The organism is Phenylobacterium sp. (assembly GCF_013911965.1).
Taxonomy (GTDB): domain Bacteria; phylum Pseudomonadota; class Alphaproteobacteria; order Caulobacterales; family Caulobacteraceae; genus Phenylobacterium.
In genome coordinates this window covers 99,942-121,565 of record NZ_JACESE010000013.1, presented here as the reverse complement: position 1 = coordinate 121,565, position 21,624 = coordinate 99,942, and the positions used below count along the sequence as shown (strand labels likewise).

General features: G+C 72.0%; 21 protein-coding genes, 1 tRNA gene and 1 pseudogene. 10 read left to right on the top strand and 13 right to left on the bottom strand.

From position 1 onward, the window contains the following. A pseudogene (locus H2041_RS14160) lies at positions 1–90 on the top strand (IS5/IS1182 family transposase); the annotation flags it as partial. Between the two features lie 155 nt (positions 91–245). Here H2041_RS14160 and H2041_RS14155 read toward each other — a convergent pair. Both H2041_RS14155 and H2041_RS14150 read right to left on the bottom strand, forming a co-directional pair. Beyond that, on the bottom strand, positions 246–1,475 hold the full coding sequence (locus H2041_RS14155; protein WP_293413660.1) for a cell wall hydrolase: 1,230 nt from the start codon (positions 1,473–1,475) through the stop codon (positions 246–248). A gap of 177 nt (positions 1,476–1,652) precedes the next feature. Next, the gene (locus H2041_RS14150; protein ID WP_293413658.1) at positions 1,653–2,369 is read right to left on the bottom strand and encodes a class I SAM-dependent methyltransferase; all 717 of its coding nucleotides are present in this window, start codon (positions 2,367–2,369) and stop codon (positions 1,653–1,655) included. A gap of 178 nt (positions 2,370–2,547) precedes the next feature. Between H2041_RS14150 and H2041_RS14145 the strand changes: the two genes are divergently transcribed. Continuing rightward, entirely contained in the window at positions 2,548–2,973 is a 426-nt protein-coding gene (locus H2041_RS14145) for a YciI family protein (RefSeq protein ID WP_293413656.1), read from the top strand. Positions 2,974–2,989: 16 nt separating this feature from the next. Here the strand turns inward: H2041_RS14145 and H2041_RS14140 are convergent, their stop codons facing one another. Next, positions 2,990–3,943, bottom strand: coding sequence for an NAD(P)H-binding protein (locus H2041_RS14140; RefSeq protein WP_293413654.1), 954 nt, complete (start codon positions 3,941–3,943; stop codon positions 2,990–2,992). 91 nt (positions 3,944–4,034) lie between these two features. On the opposite strand from H2041_RS14140, the gene H2041_RS14135 reads away from it, so the two are divergent. Beyond that, the gene (locus tag H2041_RS14135; protein WP_293413652.1) at positions 4,035–4,940 is read left to right on the top strand and encodes a LysR family transcriptional regulator; all 906 of its coding nucleotides are present in this window, start codon (positions 4,035–4,037) and stop codon (positions 4,938–4,940) included. On the opposite strand, the gene H2041_RS14130 is transcribed toward H2041_RS14135, so the two are convergent. The 4 genes from H2041_RS14130 to tsaD are packed head-to-tail and all read right to left on the bottom strand — an operon-like array spanning position 4,937 to position 7,729. Beyond that, complete coding sequence (locus H2041_RS14130; protein WP_293413650.1) at positions 4,937–5,287, bottom strand: Rieske (2Fe-2S) protein; 351 nt, start codon at positions 5,285–5,287, stop codon at positions 4,937–4,939. The two genes, H2041_RS14135 and H2041_RS14130, sit on opposite strands and share 4 nt — an antisense overlap. Further along, on the bottom strand, positions 5,284–5,568 hold the full coding sequence (locus H2041_RS14125) for a YciI family protein (RefSeq protein ID WP_293413648.1): 285 nt from the start codon (positions 5,566–5,568) through the stop codon (positions 5,284–5,286). Before H2041_RS14125 ends, H2041_RS14130 begins: the two co-directional genes overlap by 4 nt. Then, positions 5,565–6,590: an NAD(P)H-dependent glycerol-3-phosphate dehydrogenase gene (locus H2041_RS14120; RefSeq protein WP_293413646.1), complete on the bottom strand. Its 1,026-nt coding sequence runs from the start codon at positions 6,588–6,590 to the stop codon at positions 5,565–5,567. The genes H2041_RS14125 and H2041_RS14120 overlap by 4 nt, the downstream gene beginning before the upstream one ends. Continuing rightward, positions 6,587–7,729, bottom strand: coding sequence for a tRNA (adenosine(37)-N6)-threonylcarbamoyltransferase complex transferase subunit TsaD (gene tsaD / locus H2041_RS14115; protein WP_293413644.1), 1,143 nt, complete (start codon positions 7,727–7,729; stop codon positions 6,587–6,589). Before tsaD ends, H2041_RS14120 begins: the two co-directional genes overlap by 4 nt. A gap of 20 nt (positions 7,730–7,749) precedes the next feature. On the opposite strand from tsaD, the gene hemC reads away from it, so the two are divergent. From hemC to H2041_RS14090, 5 genes are all read left to right on the top strand, one after another. Beyond that, positions 7,750–8,709 carry a hydroxymethylbilane synthase gene (gene hemC, locus H2041_RS14110; RefSeq protein WP_293413642.1) on the top strand — a complete coding sequence of 320 codons (960 nt, stop codon included), beginning with the start codon at positions 7,750–7,752 and terminating at the stop codon, positions 8,707–8,709. A 51-nt stretch (positions 8,710–8,760) separates the two neighbouring features. Beyond that, entirely contained in the window at positions 8,761–9,483 is a 723-nt protein-coding gene (locus tag H2041_RS14105; RefSeq protein ID WP_293413640.1) for a uroporphyrinogen-III synthase, read from the top strand. Next, the gene (locus tag H2041_RS14100; protein WP_293413638.1) at positions 9,480–9,626 is read left to right on the top strand and encodes a hypothetical protein; all 147 of its coding nucleotides are present in this window, start codon (positions 9,480–9,482) and stop codon (positions 9,624–9,626) included. Before H2041_RS14105 ends, H2041_RS14100 begins: the two co-directional genes overlap by 4 nt. 99 nt (positions 9,627–9,725) lie before the next feature. Then, positions 9,726–9,801: transfer RNA gene (locus tag H2041_RS14095), tRNA-Thr, on the top strand. Positions 9,802–9,810: 9 nt separating this feature from the next. Next, entirely contained in the window at positions 9,811–10,332 is a 522-nt protein-coding gene (locus H2041_RS14090; protein WP_293413636.1) for a DNA-deoxyinosine glycosylase, read from the top strand. Positions 10,333–10,344: 12 nt separating this feature from the next. Here the strand turns inward: H2041_RS14090 and H2041_RS14085 are convergent, their stop codons facing one another. Then, complete coding sequence (locus H2041_RS14085) at positions 10,345–10,869, bottom strand: hypothetical protein (protein WP_293413634.1); 525 nt, start codon at positions 10,867–10,869, stop codon at positions 10,345–10,347. A 95-nt stretch (positions 10,870–10,964) separates the two neighbouring features. After that, positions 10,965–12,248 carry a cation:proton antiporter gene (locus H2041_RS14080; protein WP_293413632.1) on the bottom strand — a complete coding sequence of 428 codons (1,284 nt, stop codon included), beginning with the start codon at positions 12,246–12,248 and terminating at the stop codon, positions 10,965–10,967. A 130-nt stretch (positions 12,249–12,378) separates the two neighbouring features. Here H2041_RS14080 and H2041_RS14075 point away from each other — a divergent pair, with 130 nt between their 5' ends. Beyond that, a complete protein-coding gene (locus H2041_RS14075) occupies positions 12,379–14,442 on the top strand; it encodes an NAD(+) synthase (protein ID WP_293413630.1) in 2,064 nt (687 codons plus the stop codon). A gap of 141 nt (positions 14,443–14,583) precedes the next feature. Beyond that, entirely contained in the window at positions 14,584–15,303 is a 720-nt protein-coding gene (locus tag H2041_RS14070; protein ID WP_293413628.1) for an acyl-homoserine-lactone synthase, read from the top strand. Between the two features lie 82 nt (positions 15,304–15,385). On the opposite strand, the gene infB is transcribed toward H2041_RS14070, so the two are convergent. From infB to rimP, 4 genes are all read right to left on the bottom strand, one after another. Beyond that, on the bottom strand, positions 15,386–18,391 hold the full coding sequence (gene infB, locus H2041_RS14065) for a translation initiation factor IF-2 (protein WP_293413626.1): 3,006 nt from the start codon (positions 18,389–18,391) through the stop codon (positions 15,386–15,388). A gap of 93 nt (positions 18,392–18,484) precedes the next feature. Then, positions 18,485–19,153 (bottom strand): RNA-binding protein, encoded by a 669-nt coding sequence (locus H2041_RS14060; RefSeq protein ID WP_293413624.1) that lies wholly within the window; start codon positions 19,151–19,153, stop codon positions 18,485–18,487. Positions 19,154–19,160: 7 nt separating this feature from the next. Beyond that, entirely contained in the window at positions 19,161–20,873 is a 1,713-nt protein-coding gene (gene nusA, locus H2041_RS14055) for a transcription termination factor NusA (RefSeq protein ID WP_293413622.1), read from the bottom strand. Positions 20,874–20,877: 4 nt separating this feature from the next. Then, on the bottom strand, positions 20,878–21,423 hold the full coding sequence (rimP, locus tag H2041_RS14050; protein ID WP_293413620.1) for a ribosome maturation factor RimP: 546 nt from the start codon (positions 21,421–21,423) through the stop codon (positions 20,878–20,880). Between the last annotated feature and the right edge of the window lie 201 nt (positions 21,424–21,624).

Genomic DNA, 21,624 nt, shown 5'->3' with positions numbered 1-21,624 from the left:
CGCTTCGACAAGCTGGCCAGGAACTTCCTCGCCGCCGTCCTGCTCGCCTCAACCCGCCTGTGGCTCAGAGCTTATGAGTCCACGCCCTAGACCGAAGGGCGCTGCGGCTCCCCATCATTCCGCCATTCCCGGCCCTGCGCCGGGCATCCTCTCGACGCCCGCACCTGCCCTCGACGGGGATGTTCGGGACAAGCTCGAGCATGACGGGGATCGTCGTCCGCGACGCGCCCGGCCGCGCGCGGGCCTCAGAACATCCGGCCGCCGGTGGGCATGGCCACGCGCGGGGCGGCCTGGGACTTCACGCGGCCGAGCCAGTCGAGGTCCTCGGCGGGGACGAGGTTCTCGGCCTCCTTCGCCACCATCTGGGGCTGGGCCACCAGTTCGGATTCGACGGCCGCGACCTCGACCACCTCGACCTCGGCGGCGTGGGCCTTGGTCCTGTCGGTCTGGCCCTTGCCGGCCTCGCCGATCAGGGTGGGGGTGAGCGCCTCCATCTCCTCGGCGGTGGCGACGAGCTCGATCTGGGCGGGCGTGGAGATGCGGTTCAGCGCGGCGATCTGGAAGCCGATCGACTCATCGCCCCCATAGGCGTGCCCGAACGCGCCCGGCAGACCCCAGCCGCCCATCCAGCGATAGAAGATGTGGGCCCCGACGGTGGCCACCTTGAGCAGGTTGGGGCTCCAGTAGGGGGCCACATAGTTGGCGTGATAGTGGGTGGCGTTGCCCACGCCCTTCATGACGTAGCCCGACAGCGCCGCCTCGGCCACCTGACGGGCGCGGCGCCAGCCCTCCGGATCGGGCATGCGCGCCAGGGCGCCGTCGCAGGTGAAGGTGAACTGGCAGCCGGTGGTGCGGTTCGAGCCCTGGAAGACCACGCCGCACACGGAATTCGGATAGGCCGGGTGGCGCACCCGGTTCAGCACCACCTGGGCCACGGCCCGCTGGCCGTCCAGGCTCTCATAGCGGGCCTCGTAATAGACGGCGGCGGCCAGGCAGTCGGCGGCGCGCGCCTGGTGCAGGGGCGTCCCGTGGATGACGAAGGGCCGCGCGGCCGGATTGGGCAGGGTCGAGGTCGGGTTGGAGGCGTTCCAGGCCCGCGCCTGGGCCTCGTCCATGTCCTGCAGGCGCAGCACCGCCGGTTCGGGCGCGCCGCCGTCCAGCACGTTCATCACGCCGGCCTCGCGGTCGACGCGGGCGAAGGCGGGCGTCATTTCCTGCGGCGCGAAACGGTCGGCGATGCTGAGCATGGCCGGGTCCATGCTTCCCGTCAGCCGGGCGAAGGCCACCGCGTCCATCTCGCCGCCGGTCAGCCGCGCCAGCTGCGCCACCTCGGCGCGGTCGGCGTTCAGAAGCGGGGCCGCGACGGCCAGACCCACGGCGACACAGGCGGCCGCCCCGGCGATGGCGAGGACCCTCAGGCCGCCCAGCGGCCCGTCATGATGTTCGGTGTCGGAATCGCGACGAAACTTCAGCACGCTCAGCTCCCTGACGCGCCCGTCCCCCGTCGCTGCGATGCAATAGGCCCAAAGCTGTCCCATTTCCAGACGGAATCTGGATCGGCAGGTTTGGCGACTGCTCGTTTTCGGCGCCGACGGCTGGCCAGGCGCCTTGCGCCCGCAATTTCGGCGCCGACGCCCCCCCTGCGCGCCCGTCTAGCGCGGGATCTCCGCGATCTTGGTCAGCGCCACCTGGCGATAGACGGCGGTGATCTCGAAGTAGTTGCGGAAGACGCCGTGGAAGCGGTCGACGGCCTGCTTGACGCCCGGCCCGCCGATCTCGCTCTCGTCGTGCCAGTAGTCGTCCAGCACCATCATGCCGCCGATGTCGAGCAGGGCGGCGCAGTAGGCGAGGTCCACCATCACCGCCCAGGCGGTGTGGCTGCCGTCCACATAGATGAGGTCGAACCGGTCGCCCGCCGCCAGCATCTTCGGCAGCTCGTAGGTCGAGAAGCCCTTGCGGGTCGCAAGGCTGGTGAAGTTGAGCTTGGCCACGTTGCGGCGGAAGCGCGGCTCGACGGCGTGGTACTTCTCCTCCGGGTTCAGGGTCTCGTCGAACCAGGGGTCGATGACGGTGACGTCCAGCTTGGCCGGCAGCAGCCAGTCCATGAAGGCGAGGTTGCGGCCTTCATAGGCGCCGATTTCGAGATAGCGGATCTGACCGCGGCCGGCGGCGAAGTCGCGCAGCAGGGGCGCCACATAGGGAATGTTGTTGTCCGCCCACTCGGTGGTGAACTCGAAGTCCATGGCCGCGCAGTGGGCCGCAAAGGCGCCGGCGTCCTCGCGCGCCTTGGGCCGGACCAGCATGGTCTGGGCGAAGGGCTGCGCGAAGCGGCCGTTCATCGTGGCGAGCGCGCGGATCGGGTCGGCCAAGGCGTCCTCCTTCGAAGGTCGGCGATAGCCATAGCCGCCAAGCCGTTAAGGAAGGGTCGCGGAAGGGCTCGGCCGATCGGCGCGAATTTTTGAGTGCTGGGATTGTCGGACTCCCCATCGCCGCGCCGTCCTATGCTCGAAGCGGCCGTGGGGCCGGCAAGGACGAGGGAGACAAGCGATGCGCGTGATGGTGTTCGTGAAGGCGACGGCCGACAGCGAGGCGGGGATCATGCCGGGCAGCGACCTGCTCGAAGCCATGGGACGCTATAACGAGCTGCTGGTCGAGGCCGGGATCATGAAGGGCGGCGACGGCCTGAAGCCTTCGTCCCAGGGCAAGCGGATCGCCTTCGACGGCGACTCCCGCACCGTCATCGACGGCCCCTTCGCCGAGACCAAGGAGCTGGTGGCCGGCTACTGGCTCTGGGAGGTCAAGGACATGGACGAGGCGGTCGCCTGGGTGAAACGCTGCCCCAATCCCATGCTCGGCCCGAGCGAAATCGAGATCCGGCCGGTCTACGAGATGTCGGACTTCGACTCGATCATGACGCCGGAGGCCGAGGCCGTGCACGGCCGCGTGGCCGACAAGCTGGCGGAGCAGGGGTAGGGCCGCCGACAGCGGCTCACGCCGCCCTCAGGTCGGCTAGGCTGGCGCGCACCGCGGCATCGAGCGGCGTGCGCGGCTCCTCGCCGAGGAGCTCGACGAGGCGCCGGTTGTCGAACCGGGCCGGCCAACGCCAGTAGGCGGCGATGTCGGCCGCCTCCCGCGGGAAGCCGCCGAAGGGGGCGAGCGCCCGCATCAGCCACCAGGGAAAGGCCCGCACCGGGACCTCACGGCCGAGCGCCCGGCGCACGGCGTCCGTCATCACCGATCCTGTCCCGTCATGGAGCCCCTCGAACTGCAGGCGCTCGAAGGGGGCGAGGCGCTCGCCCGCATCCATCAGACGGGCGAAGGCCTCCGCAAGATCAGGCAGATAGGCCCAGCTGTGGCCAGGTCCGCCGGCGGGGTCGACAATCCGGCGGACCGGCTCGCCCGGCCTGACCATGGCCTGGGCGAACCAGCTCGACCGGACCCCGGGGCCGAAGAAGTCGCCGGCCCGCAGGATCAGGACAGGCGCCTCCGGCGCGGCGGTCTCCAGCCGCCGCTCCAGCGCCACTCGGATCCTGCCCTTGCGGCTGCGGGGGCGCTGAGGCGTGTCGGCCGAGATCACCGGCGTACGGGCCACGTCGTAGTTGTAGATCGTGCCCGGCAGGACGATCCGCGCCCCCCCGGCGGCGCGGGCTGCGGCGAGGGTGTTGTCGATCATCGGCAGGACCAGGGCGCCCCAGTTCCGATAGCCCGGCGGATTGACCGCATGGACGATGGCGCTCATGCCCTCGGCGGCGGCGACCACCTGCGCCCGGTTCATGGCGTCGCCCTGCCGCCATTCGAGCCCCGGATGGGCGACCAGGGCCGGCGCGGAGAGGTCCCGCGCCAGCCCCCGCACATGCCAGCCGCGACGCAGGAGGGCCTCGGCGATCGCGCCGCCCACGCCGCCGGTGGCGCCCAGGACGAGGGCCGTCTTATTGCTGTTCATCGACTTCTCCATCTGTGACGAGGTCGAAGTCTGCGCCCCAGGCGAGCTGGCAGAAATTGCAAGAAACCGACGCCCTGCTAGCATAAAATCTATGAGCAAGCCGGTCTCCTGGGACGAGCAGCAGGCCTTCCTCGCCGTTCTGGAGGAGGGTTCCCTTTCGGGCGCGGCCCGGCGGCTCGGCATTTCCCATGCGACGGCGCGGGCGCGGCTGGAGGCTCTGGAGGCGGCCCTTCGCACCGTCCTCTTCACCCGCTCGCCCAATGGGCTGACGCCGACCGAACAGGCCCGCGAGTTGGCGGCGCCGGCCCGGGCTATGGCGCTGGCGTCCGACCATTTCGTTCGGCTGGCCGCCGCCCCGTCCGGCGAGGCCGCCGGCGTGGTGCGGATCAGCGTCTCGGAGTTCATGGGGGTCGAGGTCCTGCCGCCGATGCTGGCGGCCCTGCGCCGAAGCCATCCGGCCCTCCAGGTGGAGCTGGCGCTCAGCAACGCGCCGGCCGACCTGCTGGCCCAGGAGGTGGATGTGGCGGTCCGCGCCATCCGGCCGGCGCAGGAGGCCCTGGTGGCCCGCAAGGCGGCCACGATCCCGCTGGGCTTCTTCGCGGCTCGAGCCTATCTCGCCGAGCGCGGCGCGCCCGCCGCCCTGAACGACCTGGCCGGCCATGACATCATCGGCCCCGACCGCAGTCGCTCGGACCTCGCCATCGCCGCCGGCCTCGGCCAGGGATTCGCCCGCGAGCGCTTCGCCCTGCGCACCGACAGCCATCCCGCCCAGCTGGCCGCCGCCCGGGCGGGTCTGGGGATCGCCGTCGTCCAGATTCCCGTCGGCGAGCGCGATCCCATCCTGCGCCGGGTCTTGCCCGAGGTGGTGGTGGCCGAACTGGAGACCTGGATCGTCACCCACGAAAGCCTCCGCCGCCTCCCGCGCATCCGCGCCGTGATGGACAGCCTGGCGGAGGGTTTCGGCCGGTTCGCTGCGGCCGACGCGGGAGGCTTCTAGACCGTCACCACCCGGCCGTCCTGCACCTCGACGGGCCAGGGGGAGAGGCTTTCGCCGGCGCAGGGGCCGGCGACGCACTCGCCGTCCAGGGGGCGGAATAGGGCGCCGTGGCCGGCGCAGAGAATGTGGCGGCGGTCCCGCGTCAGGTAGCTGTCGTCCAGCGCCGACAGGGGCCAGCCGGCGTGGGGGCAGCTGTCCACATAGCCGCGGACCTCTTCGCCGATGCGCACCACGACGCCGGCGAACATGGCCGCCTGCGCGCGGAAGCGGAAGCTCTTGGCGCCGGGTTCGGCGATGTCCTCAAGCGCGCAGAGGTCGGTCCCGGCGCGCGGCCGGGCGGGGTTCAAGCCAGGCCCCCGCGGGTGATCTTCATGGCCGAGATCTCGACCCGCTCGAAGACGCCGGCGGTCTTGTAGGGATCGGCGTCGCTGAAGGCCCGGACCTCGGCGAGGCTGTCGGCCTCATAGAGGATGAGCGAGCCGGCCATCTCGCCGGCCTCGTCCAGCAGGGGTCCGGCCAGCTTCACCCGCTCGATGTGCCCGCCGATATAGGCCAGGTGCGCCTCGCGCACGGCCATCCGCTCGGAAAGGGCGTTCGTCTTGTCGAAGCACATCAGCACATAGATCATTCCAGGTCCTCGCGTTCGTCCTTGAGCGGGCGGGAGAGCAGGCCTTCGATGGCGGCGTCCACCGCCACCTCGCCGGCCAGGATGGCGGCCACGGCCTCGCAGATCGGGGTCTCGACGCCCACCTTGGCGGCGAGCTGGCGCACCGCCGGGGCCGAGGCGACGCCCTCGGCCACCGAGAGCGTGCCGGCGAGCGCCTGTTCCAGGGTCTGGCCGCCGCCGAGCGCCAGGCCGACGCTCATGTTCCGCGACTGCGGGCTGGAGCAGGTCAGCACCAGGTCGCCCAGGCCGCAGAGGCCGGCCACCGTCTCGGGCTTCCCGCCCAGGGCCACGGCCAGGCGGGTCATCTCGGCGAAGCCGCGGGTGATGAGCGCCGCATGGGCCGAGCGGCCCAGCCCGCGGCCCTCGACGACGCCGCAGGCGATGGCGAGCACGTTCTTGATCGCCCCGCCCACCTCGGCCCCGACCATGTCCGGCGCGTAGTAGGGACGAAAGGCGGGAAGCGCGATGGCTTCGGCCAGCGCCCGGCCGAGCGCCTCGTCCGGGCAGGCGAGCGTCACGGCCGTGGGCAGCCCGCGCGCGACCTCTCCGGCGAAGCTGGGGCCAGACAGCACGGCGGGCGCGGCTTGCGGCAGGGTCTCGGCCAGAACCTCGGTCATCAGCTTCAGTGAACCCTGCTCCACCCCCTTGGCGCAGAGGAGGACGGGCAGGCCTTCCCGCGCGTGCGGGGCGAAGGCGGACAGCGTGGCGCGCAGATGCTGGGCCGGGGCCACCATGAGGACGAGGTCGCTGCCCGCGAGGTCCGCGAAATCGCCCGTGCCGGCGATGGCGGGGTCGAGCTCGACGCCCGGCAGGAACAGGCGGTTCTCGTGGGCCTCGTTGACCGAGGCGACGACCTCGGCCTCGCGGGCCCACAGCGTGGTGGAGAGCCCGGCGCGGGCGCAGACCTGGGCCAGAGCCGTGCCCCAGGCCCCGGCGCCGATGACGGCGGCGCGGTCGAAGGTCCCCTTGGAGGAATGGGTCATGCCTTGGCGCCCTTTCGGCCGGCGAGGTGGGTGGGATCGGCCGCGGCGGCCGCCGCGTCCAGCGGCCAGCGCGGGCGGGCGGCGGCGTCCAGGGGATCGCTGATGCCGAGCGCCAGGCGTTCGGCGCCGGCCAGCGCGATCATGGCCGCATTGTCGGTGCAGTAGGCGAGCGGCGGGGCGTCGAAGGAGAAGCCGCGCCGGGCGGCGGCCTCCTCCAGGGTGGCGCGCAGAGCCTTGTTGGCGGCCACGCCGCCGGCGACGACGAACCGCCGCGCTTCGCCCGGATGGGCCTGGGCGTAGATCTCCATGGCCCGCTCGGAGCGCTCGCGCAGCTGGCGGCCGATGGCGGCCTGGACGCTGGCGGCCAGGTCGCGGCGGTCGGCCTCGGCGGTCAGGCCCTCGGCGATGCGGGCCGCCGCCGTCTTCAGCCCCGAGAAGGAGAAGGCGCAGTCCTTGCGGCCCAGAAGGGCGCGGGGCAGGGGATAGCGGTCCGGATCGCCGCCGACGGCCAGCCTCTCCAGGGCCGGGCCGCCGGGGTAGGGCAGGCCCAGCGACTTGGCGATCTTGTCGAAGGCCTCGCCCGCCGCATCGTCGATGGTCGAGCCGAGACGGACGCAGGCGCCCACCCCGCCCACGTCCAGCAGCTGGCAATGGCCGCCCGAGACCAGCAGCAGCAGGAAGGGATAGGGGACATCCGCGCCCAGGCGGGCGGAGACGGCGTGGCCCTCCAGATGGTTGACCGCCACCAGCGGCAGGCCGCGGGCCAGGGCCACGGCCTTGCCGAAGGCCAGCCCCACCATCACCCCGCCCACCAGGCCGGGACCGGCCGTGGCCGCCACCCCGGAGAGGTCGCCATAGTCGACGCCCGCCGTGCGCATGGCCTCGGCGGCGATGGCGTCGATGGATTCCACGTGCGCCCGCGCGGCGATCTCGGGCACCACCCCGCCATAGGGGGCGTGCTGGGCGATCTGGCTGGCGATGATCGAAGACAGCACCTCGACCCGCCCGTCGGCCGTGCGGCGGACCACGGCCGCGGCGGTCTCGTCGCAGCTGGTCTCCAGGCCCAGGATGGTGAGGTCGGTCATTCGGTTGCGGCTTCCCGGCCTGTCCTGTAGCAGGCAGGCAGTCCCATCGAACATTCGCAGGTAGACCGCCCACCGTGTCTTCGCAACCGCCCGTCGTCCGCATCGGCGCCCGAGGCTCGCAGCTCTCGCTGGCCCAGGCCGGCCAGATGCAGCGCCGCATCGCCGCCGCCCTGGGCGCCCCGCCCGAAGACGCCGAGCGCGTCGCCCCGCTGATCGTCATCCGGACCTCGGGCGACCGCATCCAGGACCGGCGCCTGCTGGAGGTGGGCGGCAAGGGCCTTTTCACCAAGGAGATCGAGGAGGCCATGCTGGCCGGCGAGATCGACTGCGCCGTCCATTCCATGAAGGACATGCCGGCCCTCCTGCCCGAGGGCCTCGTGATCGCCGCCATCCCCGAGCGGGAGGATCCGCGCGACGCCTTCCTCTCCCGCGAGGCCCGGACCCTGGAGGACCTGCCGCAGGGCGCGCGCCTGGGCACGGCCAGCCTGCGCCGCCAGGCCCAGAGCCTGCACGCGCGTCCCGACCTGGACGTCCAGATGCTGCGCGGCAATGTCGGCACGCGGATGGCCAAGCTGGAGGCCGGCGAGTTCGACGCCATCATCCTGGCCCTGTCGGGCCTGAAGCGCCTGGGGCTCGACGGCGCGGCCAAGAGCTTCATCGACCCGGTGGCGCGCCCGCCGGCGCCGGGCCAGGGGGCCCTGGCCATCGAGACGCGCGAGAGCGATTTCGACAAGCCCTGGGTCGCGGCCCTGCGCGACAGCGCCACCACCATCGCCGTGTCCGCCGAACGCGGCGCCATGGCGGCGCTGGAAAGCTCCTGCCGCACGCCCATCGGGGCCTATTCGCAGCTCTCCGGCGACCGGCTGTCCCTGATCGTGGAGGCCCTGTCGCCGGACGGGCGGCTGCGCTTCCGGCGCGAGGGGGAGATCGTGCTGCCCGCGTCCGACCGCGAGGCCGCGGCCCGGGCGCTCGGCCTCGAACTCGGCGCCGCCCTGCGGGACGAGGCGGGCGATTCCATCGTCCTGCCGGAATAGGACCGCCCTCCGGGGTTGCGCAGAGCGGCCCGCTCAAGCTTTGCTCGGGCCATGAATCAAGCCCTGCGGCGCACCATCTGGATCACCCGCGCCGAACCGGGCGCGGCGGCGACCGCCGAGCGCGTGCGCCAGCTCGGCCACCGCCCCCTGGTGGCGCCGCTGCTGGAGGTGCGGCCGACGGCGCAGGCCGCGCCGGACCTGGCGGACGTGGGCGCGCTCGCCTTCACCAGCGCCAACGCCGCCCGCATCTTCGCCAGCCTCACCGAGCGCCGGGACCTGCCGGTCTTCGCCGTCGGCGCGGCGACGGCCAAGGCCGCCAAGGCGGAGGGCTTTCCGCGCGTCCTCTCGGCCGACGGCGATGTCGAAGCCCTGGCGGCCGGCATCGTCGGCCGCGCGGGCGAGCTGCGGGGCCTCGTCCTGCACGCGGCGGCGGCGGAGCCGGCGGGTGACCTGGCCGGCGCGCTGGCCAAGGCCGGCGTGCGCAGCCGCACCGAAACCATCTATGAGACGGCGCCGCTGAAGCCCGACGCGCGCGAGCTCGAGGCCGCCTTCGCCGCCGACGACGTGCTGCTGCATTCCCCGCGCGCGGCGCGCCAGCTGGCCGTGCTGGCCCGCGGCGGACGGGGCGCGGGCCTGCGGGCGCTCTGCCTGTCGCGCGCCGTCGCCCGGCCGCTGGCGCGCGCCCAGCTTAAGGGACTCGCCTGCGCGCCCTTCCCCATGGAGGCGGCGCTCCTCAACCTGATCGACCGGGATGGGCCGGCGAACGCCCCATGAGCCCCGACCCCGAAGACGAGCCGCCGCCGCCCCGTCCCCTGCTGGGCGCCGGCTTCTGGCTGCTGATGGGCTTCGCGCTCGCCTGCGTGCTCGCGGGCCTGGCGGTGGCGCGCTTCGGCCCCAGCCTCTTCCCGGCGCCGTAGGGACGCAGCCCCACACAGGCGCTTGGCGAGCGGGCCAAGAGCCGCTAAATAGGCGCCCCGGACGCGGACGGCCCCCAAGGCCGGCCCGCAGGCCCAAGGGCCGCCTTAGCTCAGCCGGTAGAGCGGCGCATTCGTAATGCGTAGGTCAGGTGTTCGAGTCACCTAGGCGGCACCACTTTCCTCCATGACGACCGTCCCCTTTTCGTCGCCGGACGGCGCCAAGCACGCCTTTCCGCCGGTCGTCGATCATCGGACACGCGTGGTCATTCTCGGCAGCCTGCCCGGCGAAGCCTCGCTGGCGCAGGGGCGGTACTACGCCAATCCCCGCAACCAGTTCTGGCGGCTCCTGGAAGGGGTGACCGGCCGGGATCTCGTCAGGGCCGCCTACGAGGAGCGGCTCGCCCGGCTGCTCGCGGCGGGGATCGGTCTATGGGACGTGATTGCCTCGGCGCATCGGGCGGGCAGCCTCGACGCCAATATCCAGGGCCACCAGGCCCGCGACCTGCGGGCGTTCGCCGCGAGCCTGCCGGCGCTTCGGGCGCTGGCCTTCAACGGCGGCAAGGCGGCGCAGATCGGCCGCGCGCAGTTCGCGGCGGAGGCGGCCGGGCCGCAGCTGCTGACCCTGCCGTCCAGCAGTCCGGCCTACGCCGCGCCGTTCGAGCGCAAGCTGGCCGCCTGGAACGCGCTCAGGACGTGGGTCGCCTGAGCCCGCCGCGTCCTAGGCGCCGCGGGCCGAGGCCGGCCGGCAGGCGTGGCCGTCCTCCAGGAGCGCCTCGGCGCCCTGGCGAAGCCCTTTGACCAGCCGTCCCATGTTGCGGAAATTGGCCGCCACCAGCTTGTTCACCTCCGGGCTGCGCATCACCTCGCCCGGGATGATGACGCCCTTGCCGCCCACCTTTCGGCAGTAGCCGAGCTTGATCAGGCGGGCCACGTGGCGGCGCGTCGTCTCATAGGGCAGGCCCAGGAACTGGGAGAGGCCGAGCACGCTGACCGGCCGGCGCAGGTCGTCGGGGAAGACGCCGTCCACGGCCTCGGCGCTGAGGTGGGCCGGGCGGTTCATGTGCTGGACCGAGCCCTGGGCGATGCTGATGAAGATGAGGGCCGTCAGCAGGTTGCCGTCGAATACCGAGGCGAAGGCCGTGGCCGTGTCTATGAAGAAGTCGGCCCCCACCCGCATCACATAGCGCTGCAGGGCGGCGTTGGGCAGGTCTGCGGGGGCGTCCAGGCCGCCGGCTTCGATCATCGGACACTCCCTCCGAACGGATGCATCCGGTCCTGATACGCGCGCCGTCGTAACCAAGGTCTAAGCGCCGGGGCCGCTGAGGCGAAGGGTCGCGGCTATTCCACGACGTTGGGATCGCCTTGCCGTCGCAGCGGCGGCGGACCTTCGATCAGGCGCATCAACGGCGTGGCGGCCATGCCGTGCAACAGGATCGACATAAGCACCACCAGGCCGGTGATCGCCCACAGCCGCTCGCTGGAGCCGAAGTCGCCGTGATTGATCCCGTAGGCGACATAGTAGAACGAGCCGATGCCGCGGATGCCCAGGAAGGCGATCAGCCAGCGGTCCCGCGGACTCTGGCCGACGCCCAGCAGGCACAGCCGGCCGGCCAGAGGGCGGATCACCAGCAGGATGACCAGCGCCCCGACCACGTCGATCCAGGTCAGGGAGGCGAACAGACCCTGGGCGATCGCGCCGCCGAACAGCACCAGGACCAGCATGATCAGCAGGCGCTCCACCTGCTCGGCGAAATCGTGCAGGGCGCGGTGGTACTCGTGGTCCCGCTCGCGGGACCGCAGGGTCAGGGCGGCGACGAAGACCGCCAGGAATCCGTAGCCGTGGGCGAACTCGGCCAGGCCGTAGGTCACGAAGGTGGCGCCCAGGGCCACCAGCCCGTCGCCGGTGGCCGAGAGCCGCACCCGCGGCAGGTCGAAGGTCAGCCAGCCCAGCCCCCGCCCGATCAGCCAGCCGACGGCGACGCCGGCGGCGATGCGCCAGACGAAGTCCATGGCGAACCAGTGGAGCAGCTCGCCCGGGGCCGGCCAGGCGTCGGGCCCGGTCAGGCTGGCGGCGGCGGCGAAGCTCAGCGCCAGGTGGACGAAGGGAAAGGCCAGGCCGTCGTTGAGCCCGGCCTCCGAGGTGAGGGCGAAGCGGACCTCGTTCTCCTCGCCGCTCGCCGGCGGCCCCACCTGGACGTCGGCGGCCAGGACGGGATCGGTGGGGGCCAGCGCCGCGCCCAGCAGCAGGGCGAGCGCCAGCGGCAGGCCGAGCCAGCCCACGCCCAGCAGCGTCACGCCCAGTATGGTGATCGGCATGGCGATGAGCAGCAGCCGCCAGGTGGAGGTCCAGCTGCGCCAGCCGATCGGCCGGTCGATCTTCACCCCCGCCCCCATCAGGGCGATGATGACGACCATCTCGGTCAGCCGCTCGGTGAGGGTGTCATAGGTCCGCGGATCGGGCTCGAAGGCCAGCGCCCCGGTGGCGAACACCGCCACGCCCACGCCGACGCAGATGATGGCCAGAGTCAGCGGCAGGCTGCGCAGGGCCAGCGGCAGCCAGGCGATCATCAGGATCACCAGGCCGAGGCCGAAGAGGAACAGAAGATAGGGATCGAGCGTCAATGAGGCCCCGGAGCTTGCGGCGTCTCTAACGCGCCAGCGGGCCGCAGGCTCCGGGGAAGCTGGCCCGCCTCGCCCCGGCGGACCATATGTGGCAAGCAGGGCGGGACCTGTCCCGGCATCGAGGAGCGGCATGGCGCATCGGTTCTATTCCCATCAGGCGCAGGGCTTCGTGCGCTGCGCGACGGCCACACCCCGCGTGTCGGTGGCCGACCCGGCGGCCAACGCCCAGGCGATTCTCGAGCTCGCCCGGCAGGGGCACGACGAGGGCTGCGACCTGATGGTCTTCCCCGAGCTTTGCGTCTCGGCCTACGCCATCGACGACCTGCATCTGCAGGACGCCCTGCTGGCGGCGACGGAAGCCGCCATCGGCGAGATCTGCGCGGCCAGCCGCGACCTTTCGCCGGTGCTCGCCGTCGGGGCCCCGATCCGCCGCAACGGCCGGCTCTACAACTGCGCGCTGGCCATCTCCCGCGGCCGCATCCTCGGGGTCGTGCCCAAGTCCTTCCTGCCCAACTACCGGGAATATTACGAGAAGCGGTGGTTCGCGCCCGGCGCCGGCCTGCGCGGCCTGGAGGTCGAGGTCGCCGGCCAGACCGCCCCCTTCGGCGTCGATCTGCTGTTCGCCGCGTCCGACCTGGCTGATTTCGTCTTCCACCTGGAGATCTGCGAAGACTTCTGGGCCGCCGCGCCGCCTTCCACCGAGGGCGCCCTGGCCGGCGCTCTGATCCTCTGCAACCTCTCGGCGTCCAATGTCGTGGTGGGCAAGGCGGCCGAGCGGGCCATGCTGTGCGCCTCGCAGTCGGTGCGCTGCCTGGCGGCCTATCTCTACGCCGCCGCCGGTCCCGGCGAGAGCACCACCGACCTCGCCTGGGACGGCCAGGCCGACATCTTCGAGCTGGGGAGCCTGCTGGCGCGCAGCGAGCGCTTCGCCCGCGGCGGGGGCCTCGCCATCGCCGATGTGGACGCCGAACGCCTGCGCCTGGAGCGGATGCGCACCCCGACCTTCAACGACGCGGCCCAGGCCCTGGACCACCCCGAAACGCGCTTCCGCCGCATCGCCTTCGAGCACGCGCCGGCCTTCGCCGATCGCGGACTGCGCCGCCACCTGGACCGCTTCCCCTTCGTCCCCGACGATCCGGCCAAGCTCGACCAGGACTGCTTCGAGGCCTTCAACATCCAGGTCGAGGGCCTGGCCAAACGGATGCAGGCCAGCCGGACGGAGAAGATCGTCATCGGGGTTTCGGGCGGCCTCGACTCCACCCACGCCCTCATCGTGGCGGCCAAGGCCTGCGACCAGCTGGGGCTGCCCCGGTCGAACATCCTGGCCTTCACCCTGCCGGGCTTCGCCACCTCGGACACGACCAAGACCAACGCCTGGGCCCTGATGAAGGCCATCGGCGCCACGGCCGAGGAGATCGACATCACGCCGGCCGCGCGCCAGATGCTGACGGATCTGGGTCACCCCTTCGCCGGCGGCGAGCCGGTCTATGACGTGACCTTCGAGAACGTCCAGGCGGGCCTGCGGACCGACTACCTGTTCCGCGCCGCCAATCAGCGCGGGGCGCTGGTGCTGGGCACGGGAGACCTCTCCGAGCTTGCCCTCGGCTGGTGCACCTACGGCGTCGGCGACCAGATGAGCCACTACAATGTGAACGCTTCGGTGGCCAAGACGCTTATCCAGCACCTGATCCGCTGGGTGGCCAAGACGGCGCAGTTCGACGAGACCGCCACGGCGACCCTCCTCTCGGTGCTGGACACCGAGATTTCGCCCGAGCTCGTCCCCGCCGACGCCGAAGGGGCGATCCAGTCGACCCAGGCCATCATCGGCCCTTACGAACTGCAGGATTTCCATCTCTTCTACATCACGCGTTTCGGTCTCCGGCCTTCGAAGGTGGCGTTCCTGGCCTGGCACGCCTGGCGCGATGCGGGCGCCGGAACCTGGCCGCCGCACTTCCCGGAAGAGGCGCGCCACCAGTACGACCTGGCCGAGATCCGCAAGTGGCTCGCCCTCTTCATCAGCCGCTTCTTCGGCTTCAGCCAGTTCAAGCGTTCGGCCCTGCCCAACGGGCCCAAGGTGGTCTCCGGCGGCAACCTTTCCCCCCGCGGGGACTGGCGTGCGCCGTCCGACGGCAATGCGCGGGCCTGGCTCGCCGAGCTCGAGGCGAACCTGCCGGAGGCGCCGGCGGCGCCCTGACTGCGACAAATTTCCCCTTTCGCGGGATGGACACGCGCACCGCTCAACCTTAACGGTTGTCCCTGTGGGGAGTGGGTGCGAAGCGTATGACAGACGGCTGGCCGGGCTCGGCCGACAGCGCGCGGCCGGGGTGACCGCGCCATGATCCATGTGGTCACCGTCGAGAACCGCGCAGTGTATGCGCGCGAACTAGCGCAAATGTTCACCCAGCGCGCCGCCTTCTTCATCGAGCGTCTGGGCTGGCCCCTGACCTGCGGCCCGGACGGCGGCGAGCAGGACGGCCATGACGACGCCGAAGCCATCTACTTCCTGGTGCTGGATGGGGCGGGCGAGGTCTGCGCCAGTTGCCGCGCCCGGCCGTTCGCAGGCGGCGATCTGATGAACGGCGTCGCCGGAGTCTCGGCGGCCGCGTCGGGGCGCAGCTGGGAGCTGAGTCGCATCATGCTGACCCCGGCCGACCAGCCATGGCCGCCGCAGGTGCGTCCGGGCGAGCTGAGGCTGGCGGTGCTGGAGGAGGCGGTCGAGCGGGGCGTCGAGCGCGTGGTGGGGGTCGTGGACGGACTGCACGAGACGGCCCTGATGCGGTCCGGCTACCGCATCCGGCCCCTGGGGCCGCCCCTGACGCTGGGCGGCGGGCGTGCGGCGACCTTCGAGATCGACGCCGGCCCCGAGGCGCTGGACGACCTTCGCCGGCGGCTGGGCCTGGACCGCGCCCGGCGGCTGCGGCTGCCGCGGGTTCCGGGCGGCGGCGCCAGCCCCAAGGAGATCGAGGCCTTTCTCCAGGCGGCGCGGAAGCTGGAGCCCGATCAGCTGACCGAGCTGCGCGCCGCCCTGCGCCGGGCCGCCGACGAGGAGAACTGAGCCCGCGGGCGCAAGGCCCATACGACAAGGGCCGGCCAGGTCGCCCTGGCCGGCCCTCTCCGTTTCGGCAGCAGCGCTCGCCTTACAGGCTGCGCTTGACCTCTTCGAGGTTGAAGCACTCGATCGTGTCGCCGGGCTTGATGTCCTGGAAGCCCTGGAAGGCCATGCCGCACTCCTGGCCGGCCGGGACTTCGTTGACCTCGTCCTTGAAGCGCTTGAGCGTCTGCAGGACGCCGAGCTCGAGCACCACCACATCCTGGCGGATGATCCGGACGCGGGCGCCCTTGCGGACCACGCCTTCGGTGACGCGGCAACCGGCCACCTTACCGACCTTGGAGATGTCGAAGGCCTGCAGGACCTCGGCGTTGCCCAGGAAGGTTTCCCGCTGGATCGGCGCCAGCATGCCCGAGAGCACGCCTTTGATGTCGTCGATCAGGTCGTAGATGATCGAGTAGTAGCGGATCTCCACGCCCTCGCGCTCGGCCAAGTCGCGGGCCTGCTTGGAGGCGCGGACGTTGAAGCCGAGGATCGGCGAGCCCGAGCCCTTGGCCAGCATGACGTCGCTTTCGCTGATCGCGCCGGCGCCCGACAGGATGATGCGCGCGCGCACCTCGTCGGTGCCCAGCTTGTCCAGCGAGCCGACGATCGCCTCGGCCGAACCCTGCACGTCCGCCTTGATGATCACCGGCAGTTCGGAGACCTTCTTGTCGGCGAGCTTGGCCATCATGTCGGCGAGCGAGGCGCCGGCCACGGGGGCCCCGGCCTTCTCGCGCTTCAGGCGCTGGCGGTACTCGGTGATCTCGCGGGCGCGAGCCTCCGATTCCACCACGGCGAAGGGTTCGCCGGGCTCGGGCGTGCCGTCGAGGCCGAGGATCTCCACCGGCGTCGCCGGCGCAGCCTGATCGACCTGTTCGTCCCGCTCGTTGAGCAGGGCGCGCACGCGGCCCCAGTTGGCGCCGGCCACGACGATGTCGCCGCGCTTGAGCGTGCCGCGCTTGACCAGGACGGTGGACACCGCGCCGCGGCCGCGGTCGAGCTTGGCTTCGATGACCACGCCCTCGGCGGTGCGTTCCGGATCGGCCCGCAGCTCCATGAACTCGGCCTGGACCAGGATCGACTCCAGCAGGTCGTCGAGACCCATCTTCTGCAGGGCCGAGACTTCCACCGCCTGGGTGTCGCCGCCCAGGCTTTCGACCACGATCTCGTGCTGCAGCAGCTCGTTGACCACGCGGGTCGGATCGGCGTCGGGTTTGTCGATCTTGTTGATCGCCACGATGATCGGGGCGCCGGACGCCTTGGCGTGCTGGATGGCCTCGACCGTCTGGGGCATGACGCCGTCGTCGGCGGCCACCACCAGGATGACGATGTCGGTCACGTTGGCGCCGCGCGCCCGCATGGCGGAGAAGGCGGCGTGGCCGGGCGTGTCCAGGAAGGTCACGCGCTGACCGTCCTCCAGCCGCACCTGATAGGCGCCGATGTGTTGGGTGATGCCGCCGTGTTCGCCCGAGGCGACGTCGGCCGAACGCAGGGCGTCCAGCAGCGAGGTCTTGCCGTGGTCGACGTGGCCCATGACCGCCACCACCGGCGGCCGCAGGGGCGCGTCGGGGGAGTCGGTGTCCTCGGACAGGAAGCCCGTCTCGACGTCGGCCTCGGACACGCGCTTGACCGTGTGGCCGAACTCGGTGGCCACCAGTTCGGCGGTGTCGGAGTCGATGACGTCGTTGATCTTCATCATCACGCCCTGACGCATCAGGAACTTGATGACCTCGACCCCGCGGGTGGCCATGCGGTTGGCCAGTTCGCCCACGGTGATGACGTCGGGAATGACCACTTCGCGCGAGACGCGGGCGGCTTCCTGGCCGCCGCCCTTGCGCTTCTCACGTTCCCGTTCCCGGGCGCGGCGGACGGAGGCGAGCGAACGCATGCGCTCGACGGCGCCCTCGTCGCCGGCGGCCACGGCCTGGATGGTCAGGCGGCCTTCGCGGCGCTGGGGCGCGCCCTTGCCGCGGCTGATCGCCTTGCCGGGCGCGTTGGTCTTGCCGCGGCGGCCTTCGTCCTCCTCGTCCGGACGTCGGTCGAGATTGGCCGAGCCGGGACGCGGCGCCTGGCGGGCGGCGCGCTGGATCTCGGGCGTGGCGGGCGGCGCGCCGGGGGCCGGACGGCCGCCGGGAGCGCCCCGGGCGCCAGGCCCGCGCGCGCCGTCGCGCGGCGCGGCCGGACGCGGCGCAAGCGCCGAATAGCGGACGGTGTCGCCGCCCGCGGCCGGACGCGGCGGACGCTCGCCGCGCGGCGCGCGGTCCTCCCGCTGCGGCCGGTCGGCCTGGGGCCGCTCGGGCCGGTCGCCACGGTCGCGGTCGGCGCGCGGCGCCCGCTGGTTGAAGCTGGACGGATCGAACCGCTGCGGGCTCGGCCGATAGGTGGTGGTGCTCGCCCGGTCGTCGCGACGGTCGGGCGAGGGCGTGTAGGTGCGGGTCTGGCCCGGCGCGACGCGCTGGGGCCGGTCTTCCCGCTGCGGACGCTCCGCCTGAGGCCGCTCGGCCTGGGGCCGCGGCTCGGGGGCGGCGCGTTCGGGCGCAGGGCGTTCGGCGGCCGGACGTTCGGCGGGCGCAGGCGGCGGCGTCGGCGTTTCGGCCTTGGCCGGCGGCGGAGCTTCGGCCGGCTTGGCGGCCTCGGCGGCGCGGGCTTCCGCAGCCTTGGCCTCGGCGGCCTTGGCGGCGGCCTCGCGCTCGGCGCGCGCGGATTCTTCGCGGGCCTTGGCCTCGGCGGCCTGGCGCGCCTGTTCGCGGGCGCGCTCGATGGCGTTCTGGCGGGCGCGCAGTTCCTCGGCCGACAGGCCCGAGGCGTCGCCGCCGCGCGGCGCCTGACGCGGCTCGGGACCGCGGCGCTCGGCCTGGGACGGGCCGGCCAGGTTGCCGGCCGCCGGCGCATGCGTGCGCGGACGCTTGGTCTCCACGACCACCGTCTTGGAGCGGCCGTGGCTGAAGCTCTGCTTCACCGTCCCTGCGCTGACCGAGCCCGCACCGCGGGGCTTGAGGGTCAGGGGCGGGCGTCCGCCAGGGTTCCGGCCGTTGTCTTTCTCGTCGCTCATGCGCTCGCTTTACTCACCGGCCGGACGGTCCGACCGTATCCATCTCGTCTCAAAACACGTGTGGCGCGCGGATCCATGCGGCTCCGCCCGCCATCAGGGCTCCTCGCGCCAACTCTCGGGAAGGAGCGGGCGGAAGCCGGCCAGGCGCCGGACATCTGTGGCCCAGCGATCAGCCGCTCGCCCCGCAAGGAAGGCGGTGTGTATCACATTCTCCAGGCCCAAGGCCAAACCCAATTCGGCCGAGGTGAAAACCCCGACCACGCCGACCGGTCTTGGAGAACGTCGAAGGGCCGCCAGAACCTTGCGTCGGCCGTCCTCGGCGCCGTCCGACGCCTCGATCAGCCAGGCCGCCCCGCCCGACGCCAGGCTCGCGGCCACCTTCTCGAATCCGGAGATAAGCTCTCCGGCCCGCCGCGCAAGGCCCAGGCCGTCGATCACGCGCTTCTTGAGGAGGGCCTCGACCTGGTCGGCCAGGTCCTCCGGCGCGCGCGCCTTGGTCCTGGCCGAGCGGGCGAAGGCGCCCTTGCGCGCGGCCGTCTCGACCGAGGCGCGATCGGCGGCGACCCAGACGCCGCGGCCCGGCAGCTTGCGCCCCAGGTCCGGCACGACCAGCCCGTCGGGCGCCACGACGAAACGGATCAGGCTCGCCTCGTCGCGCACCTCGCCGGAGACCACGTCCCGGCGCTCCCTCGCCGCCTGGGCGAGGGTGGCCGGCGCCGCGCGGGCCGGACGCTCAGGGCTCTCCTTCGGCGTAGCGGTCACGAAGCCTCTATTGCGCCTCCGGGTCCTCGACGGAGTCGGCGGAGTCGGCGGCCTGGGCCTGAGCCGGCCCCTGGCCGAACACCAGCTCCTCCTCGGAGAGTTCGACCTCTTCCTCGGGTTCCGGCTCCGGCTCGGGCTCCGGCTCGATCCAGCCCATGGCCACGCGGGCGCGCATGATCAGCGCCTCGGCTTCGGCGGGATCGAGACCGAAGGCCTCGAGGGCGCCGGGCTCGCGCACGCGCTCGCCGTTCTTGCTCTCGTACCAGCCGCGCAGGTCGTCGGGCGTCAGGCCGGCGAGGTCCTCGACGGTCTTCACCTCGGCCTGGCCCAGCGCCACGGCCATGGGCAGGGTCATGCCCGGCACGTCCAGCATGCCGTCCTCGACGCCCAGCTCGCGCCGCTTGCCGTCCAGCTCGGCGGCTTCCTTTTCCAGGAAGTCGCGGGCCCGGGCCTGGATCTCCTCGGCGGTCTCCTCGTCGAAGCCCTCGATGGAGGCGACTTCGGAGGCGTCCACATAGGCGACGTCCTCGACCGTGGCGAAGCCCTCGGTGACCAGCAGCTGGGCGATGACCTCGTCCACGTCCAGGGCTTCCTGGAAGAGGGCGGTGCGCTCGGCGAACTCGCGCTGGCGGCGCTCGCTCTCCTGGCTCTCGGTCATGATGTCGATCTGCCAGCCGGTCAGCTGGCTGGCGAGGCGCACGTTCTGGCCGCGGCGGCCGATCGCCAGGCTGAGCTGTTCGTCGGGGACGACGACCTCGACGCGCTCGTCCTCCTCGTCCAGCACCACCTTCGACACCTCGGCGGGGGCGAGCGCATTGACGATGAAGGTCGGCTCGTCCGGGCTCCACTGGATGATGTCGATCTTCTCGCCCTGCAGTTCGGCGACCACGGCCTGGACGCGGCTGCCGCGCATGCCGACGCAGGCGCCGACGGGGTCGATGGAAGAGTCGTTGGAGACCACGGCCATCTTGGCGCGGCTGCCGGGATCGCGGGCCACGGCGCGGATCTCGATCACCCCGTCATAGACCTCGGGCACTTCCTGGGCGAACAGCTTGGCCATGAAGCCGCCGTGGGCGCGGGACAGCAGGATCTGCGGGCCCTTGGTCTCGCGGCGGACGTCGTAGATGTAGCAGCGGATGCGGTCGCCGATGTTGAAGTTCTCGCGCGGGATCGACTGGTCGCGGCGCATGATGCCCTCGCCGCGGCCGAGATCGACGACGACATTGCCGTATTCGACGCGCTTGACCGTGCCGTTGACGATCTCGCCGACCCGGTCCTTGAACTCCTCGTACTGGCGCTCGCGCTCGGCCTCGCGGACCTTGCCGGTCACCACCTGGCGGGCCATCTGGGTCTGCACCCGACCGAACTCGAAGGGCGGCAGGATCTCTTCATAGACCTTGCCGACATGGGCCTCGGGGTCGTTGCGCTTGGCCTCGGAGAGGCGGATCACGCCCACCGGCTCTTCCTCGCCGGCCTCCTCGTCCCAAGTCGCGTCGTCGGCGATCACCGTGACCACGCGCTTGACCGTCGTCTCGCCGGTCTTGGGATCGATGCGCACGCGGATGTCGTGTTCGGCGCCATAGCGGGCGCGGGCGCCCTTCTGGATGGCCTCCTCGATGGCCTCGATGACGACTTCCTTGTCGATCGACTTCTCGCGGGCGACCGCCTCGGCGATCTGCAGAAGCTCAAGCCGGTTGGCGGAAATGCCGGTCAGGCTCATCGGTCTAGTCCTCTTGGTGGGAAGCGGGGTCGGAGCCGATGCGCTCGGCGCGCTGCTCGGCTCCACGTTTCATCAGGTCGTCTGTCAGGACGAGCTTGGCCTCGACGATCCAGTCGAAGGGGATGAGGATGGTCTCCTCCTCGCCCTCCAGATCCAGGCCGACCTGGCCGTCCTCGACGCCGGCCAGCACGCCGCGGAAGCGCTTGCGCCCCTCGGCCATGCGGTCGAGCTCGAGCCTGGCCTCCAGGCCCTCATAGGTCTCGAAGTCCTTCAGCCGGGTCAGCGGCCGGTCGACGCCGGGGGAGGAGACTTCCAGGACATACTCGCCGGTGATCGGATCGGCGGCGTCCATGACCTCGGAAACCGCGCGCGACAGGGCCGCGCAGTCGTCGACGTTCATCTCGCCGTCCGGCGTCTCGGCCATGATCTGCAGCCGGCGCTGCTTTTCCCCGCCCATCAGGCGCAGGCGGACGATCTCGTAGCCCGCGGCCTCGGCCACAGGGTCGAGCAGGTCCAGCAGTCGAATGTCCTCGGCGGTCTTCCCGCGCATGCTCCAAGCCGTCCTTCGGCAAACAAAAAAGCGGCCGGGCCGGAGCCCGCCGCTCGTAAGCGCCATCCAGCGCTAACGGACGATGTTGAAGGCGAATATAGGCGGGCCGGGCCGGCTTGTCATCACCCGAGCGCCCGGCCCGGCGGGCGAGGCGAGGCGGGTGGGGCGAGGCCCCGCCGCGGCATGGCCCAGCTTGAGGCG

Excerpts from the sequence above, each read along its gene's own strand:
- H2041_RS14145 (WP_293413656.1), top strand. The coding sequence starts at position 2,548 with ATGCGCGTGATGGTGTTCGTGAAGGCGACGGCCGACAGCGAGGCGGGG.
- H2041_RS14140 (WP_293413654.1), bottom strand. The coding sequence starts at position 3,943 with ATGAACAGCAATAAGACGGCCCTCGTCCTGGGCGCCACCGGCGGCGTG.
- H2041_RS14135 (WP_293413652.1), top strand. The coding sequence starts at position 4,035 with ATGAGCAAGCCGGTCTCCTGGGACGAGCAGCAGGCCTTCCTCGCCGTT.
- H2041_RS14125 (WP_293413648.1), bottom strand. The coding sequence starts at position 5,568 with ATGATCTATGTGCTGATGTGCTTCGACAAGACGAACGCCCTTTCCGAG.
- H2041_RS14120 (WP_293413646.1), bottom strand. The coding sequence starts at position 6,590 with ATGACCCATTCCTCCAAGGGGACCTTCGACCGCGCCGCCGTCATCGGC.
- tsaD (WP_293413644.1), bottom strand. The coding sequence starts at position 7,729 with ATGTTCGATGGGACTGCCTGCCTGCTACAGGACAGGCCGGGAAGCCGC.
- H2041_RS14105 (WP_293413640.1), top strand. The coding sequence starts at position 8,761 with ATGAATCAAGCCCTGCGGCGCACCATCTGGATCACCCGCGCCGAACCG.
- H2041_RS14100 (WP_293413638.1), top strand. The coding sequence starts at position 9,480 with ATGAGCCCCGACCCCGAAGACGAGCCGCCGCCGCCCCGTCCCCTGCTG.
- H2041_RS14090 (WP_293413636.1), top strand. The coding sequence starts at position 9,811 with ATGACGACCGTCCCCTTTTCGTCGCCGGACGGCGCCAAGCACGCCTTT.
- H2041_RS14085 (WP_293413634.1), bottom strand. The coding sequence starts at position 10,869 with ATGATCGAAGCCGGCGGCCTGGACGCCCCCGCAGACCTGCCCAACGCC.
- H2041_RS14075 (WP_293413630.1), top strand. The coding sequence starts at position 12,379 with ATGGCGCATCGGTTCTATTCCCATCAGGCGCAGGGCTTCGTGCGCTGC.
- H2041_RS14070 (WP_293413628.1), top strand. The coding sequence starts at position 14,584 with ATGATCCATGTGGTCACCGTCGAGAACCGCGCAGTGTATGCGCGCGAA.
- infB (WP_293413626.1), bottom strand. The coding sequence starts at position 18,391 with ATGAGCGACGAGAAAGACAACGGCCGGAACCCTGGCGGACGCCCGCCC.
- nusA (WP_293413622.1), bottom strand. The coding sequence starts at position 20,873 with ATGAGCCTGACCGGCATTTCCGCCAACCGGCTTGAGCTTCTGCAGATC.
- rimP (WP_293413620.1), bottom strand. The coding sequence starts at position 21,423 with ATGCGCGGGAAGACCGCCGAGGACATTCGACTGCTGGACCTGCTCGAC.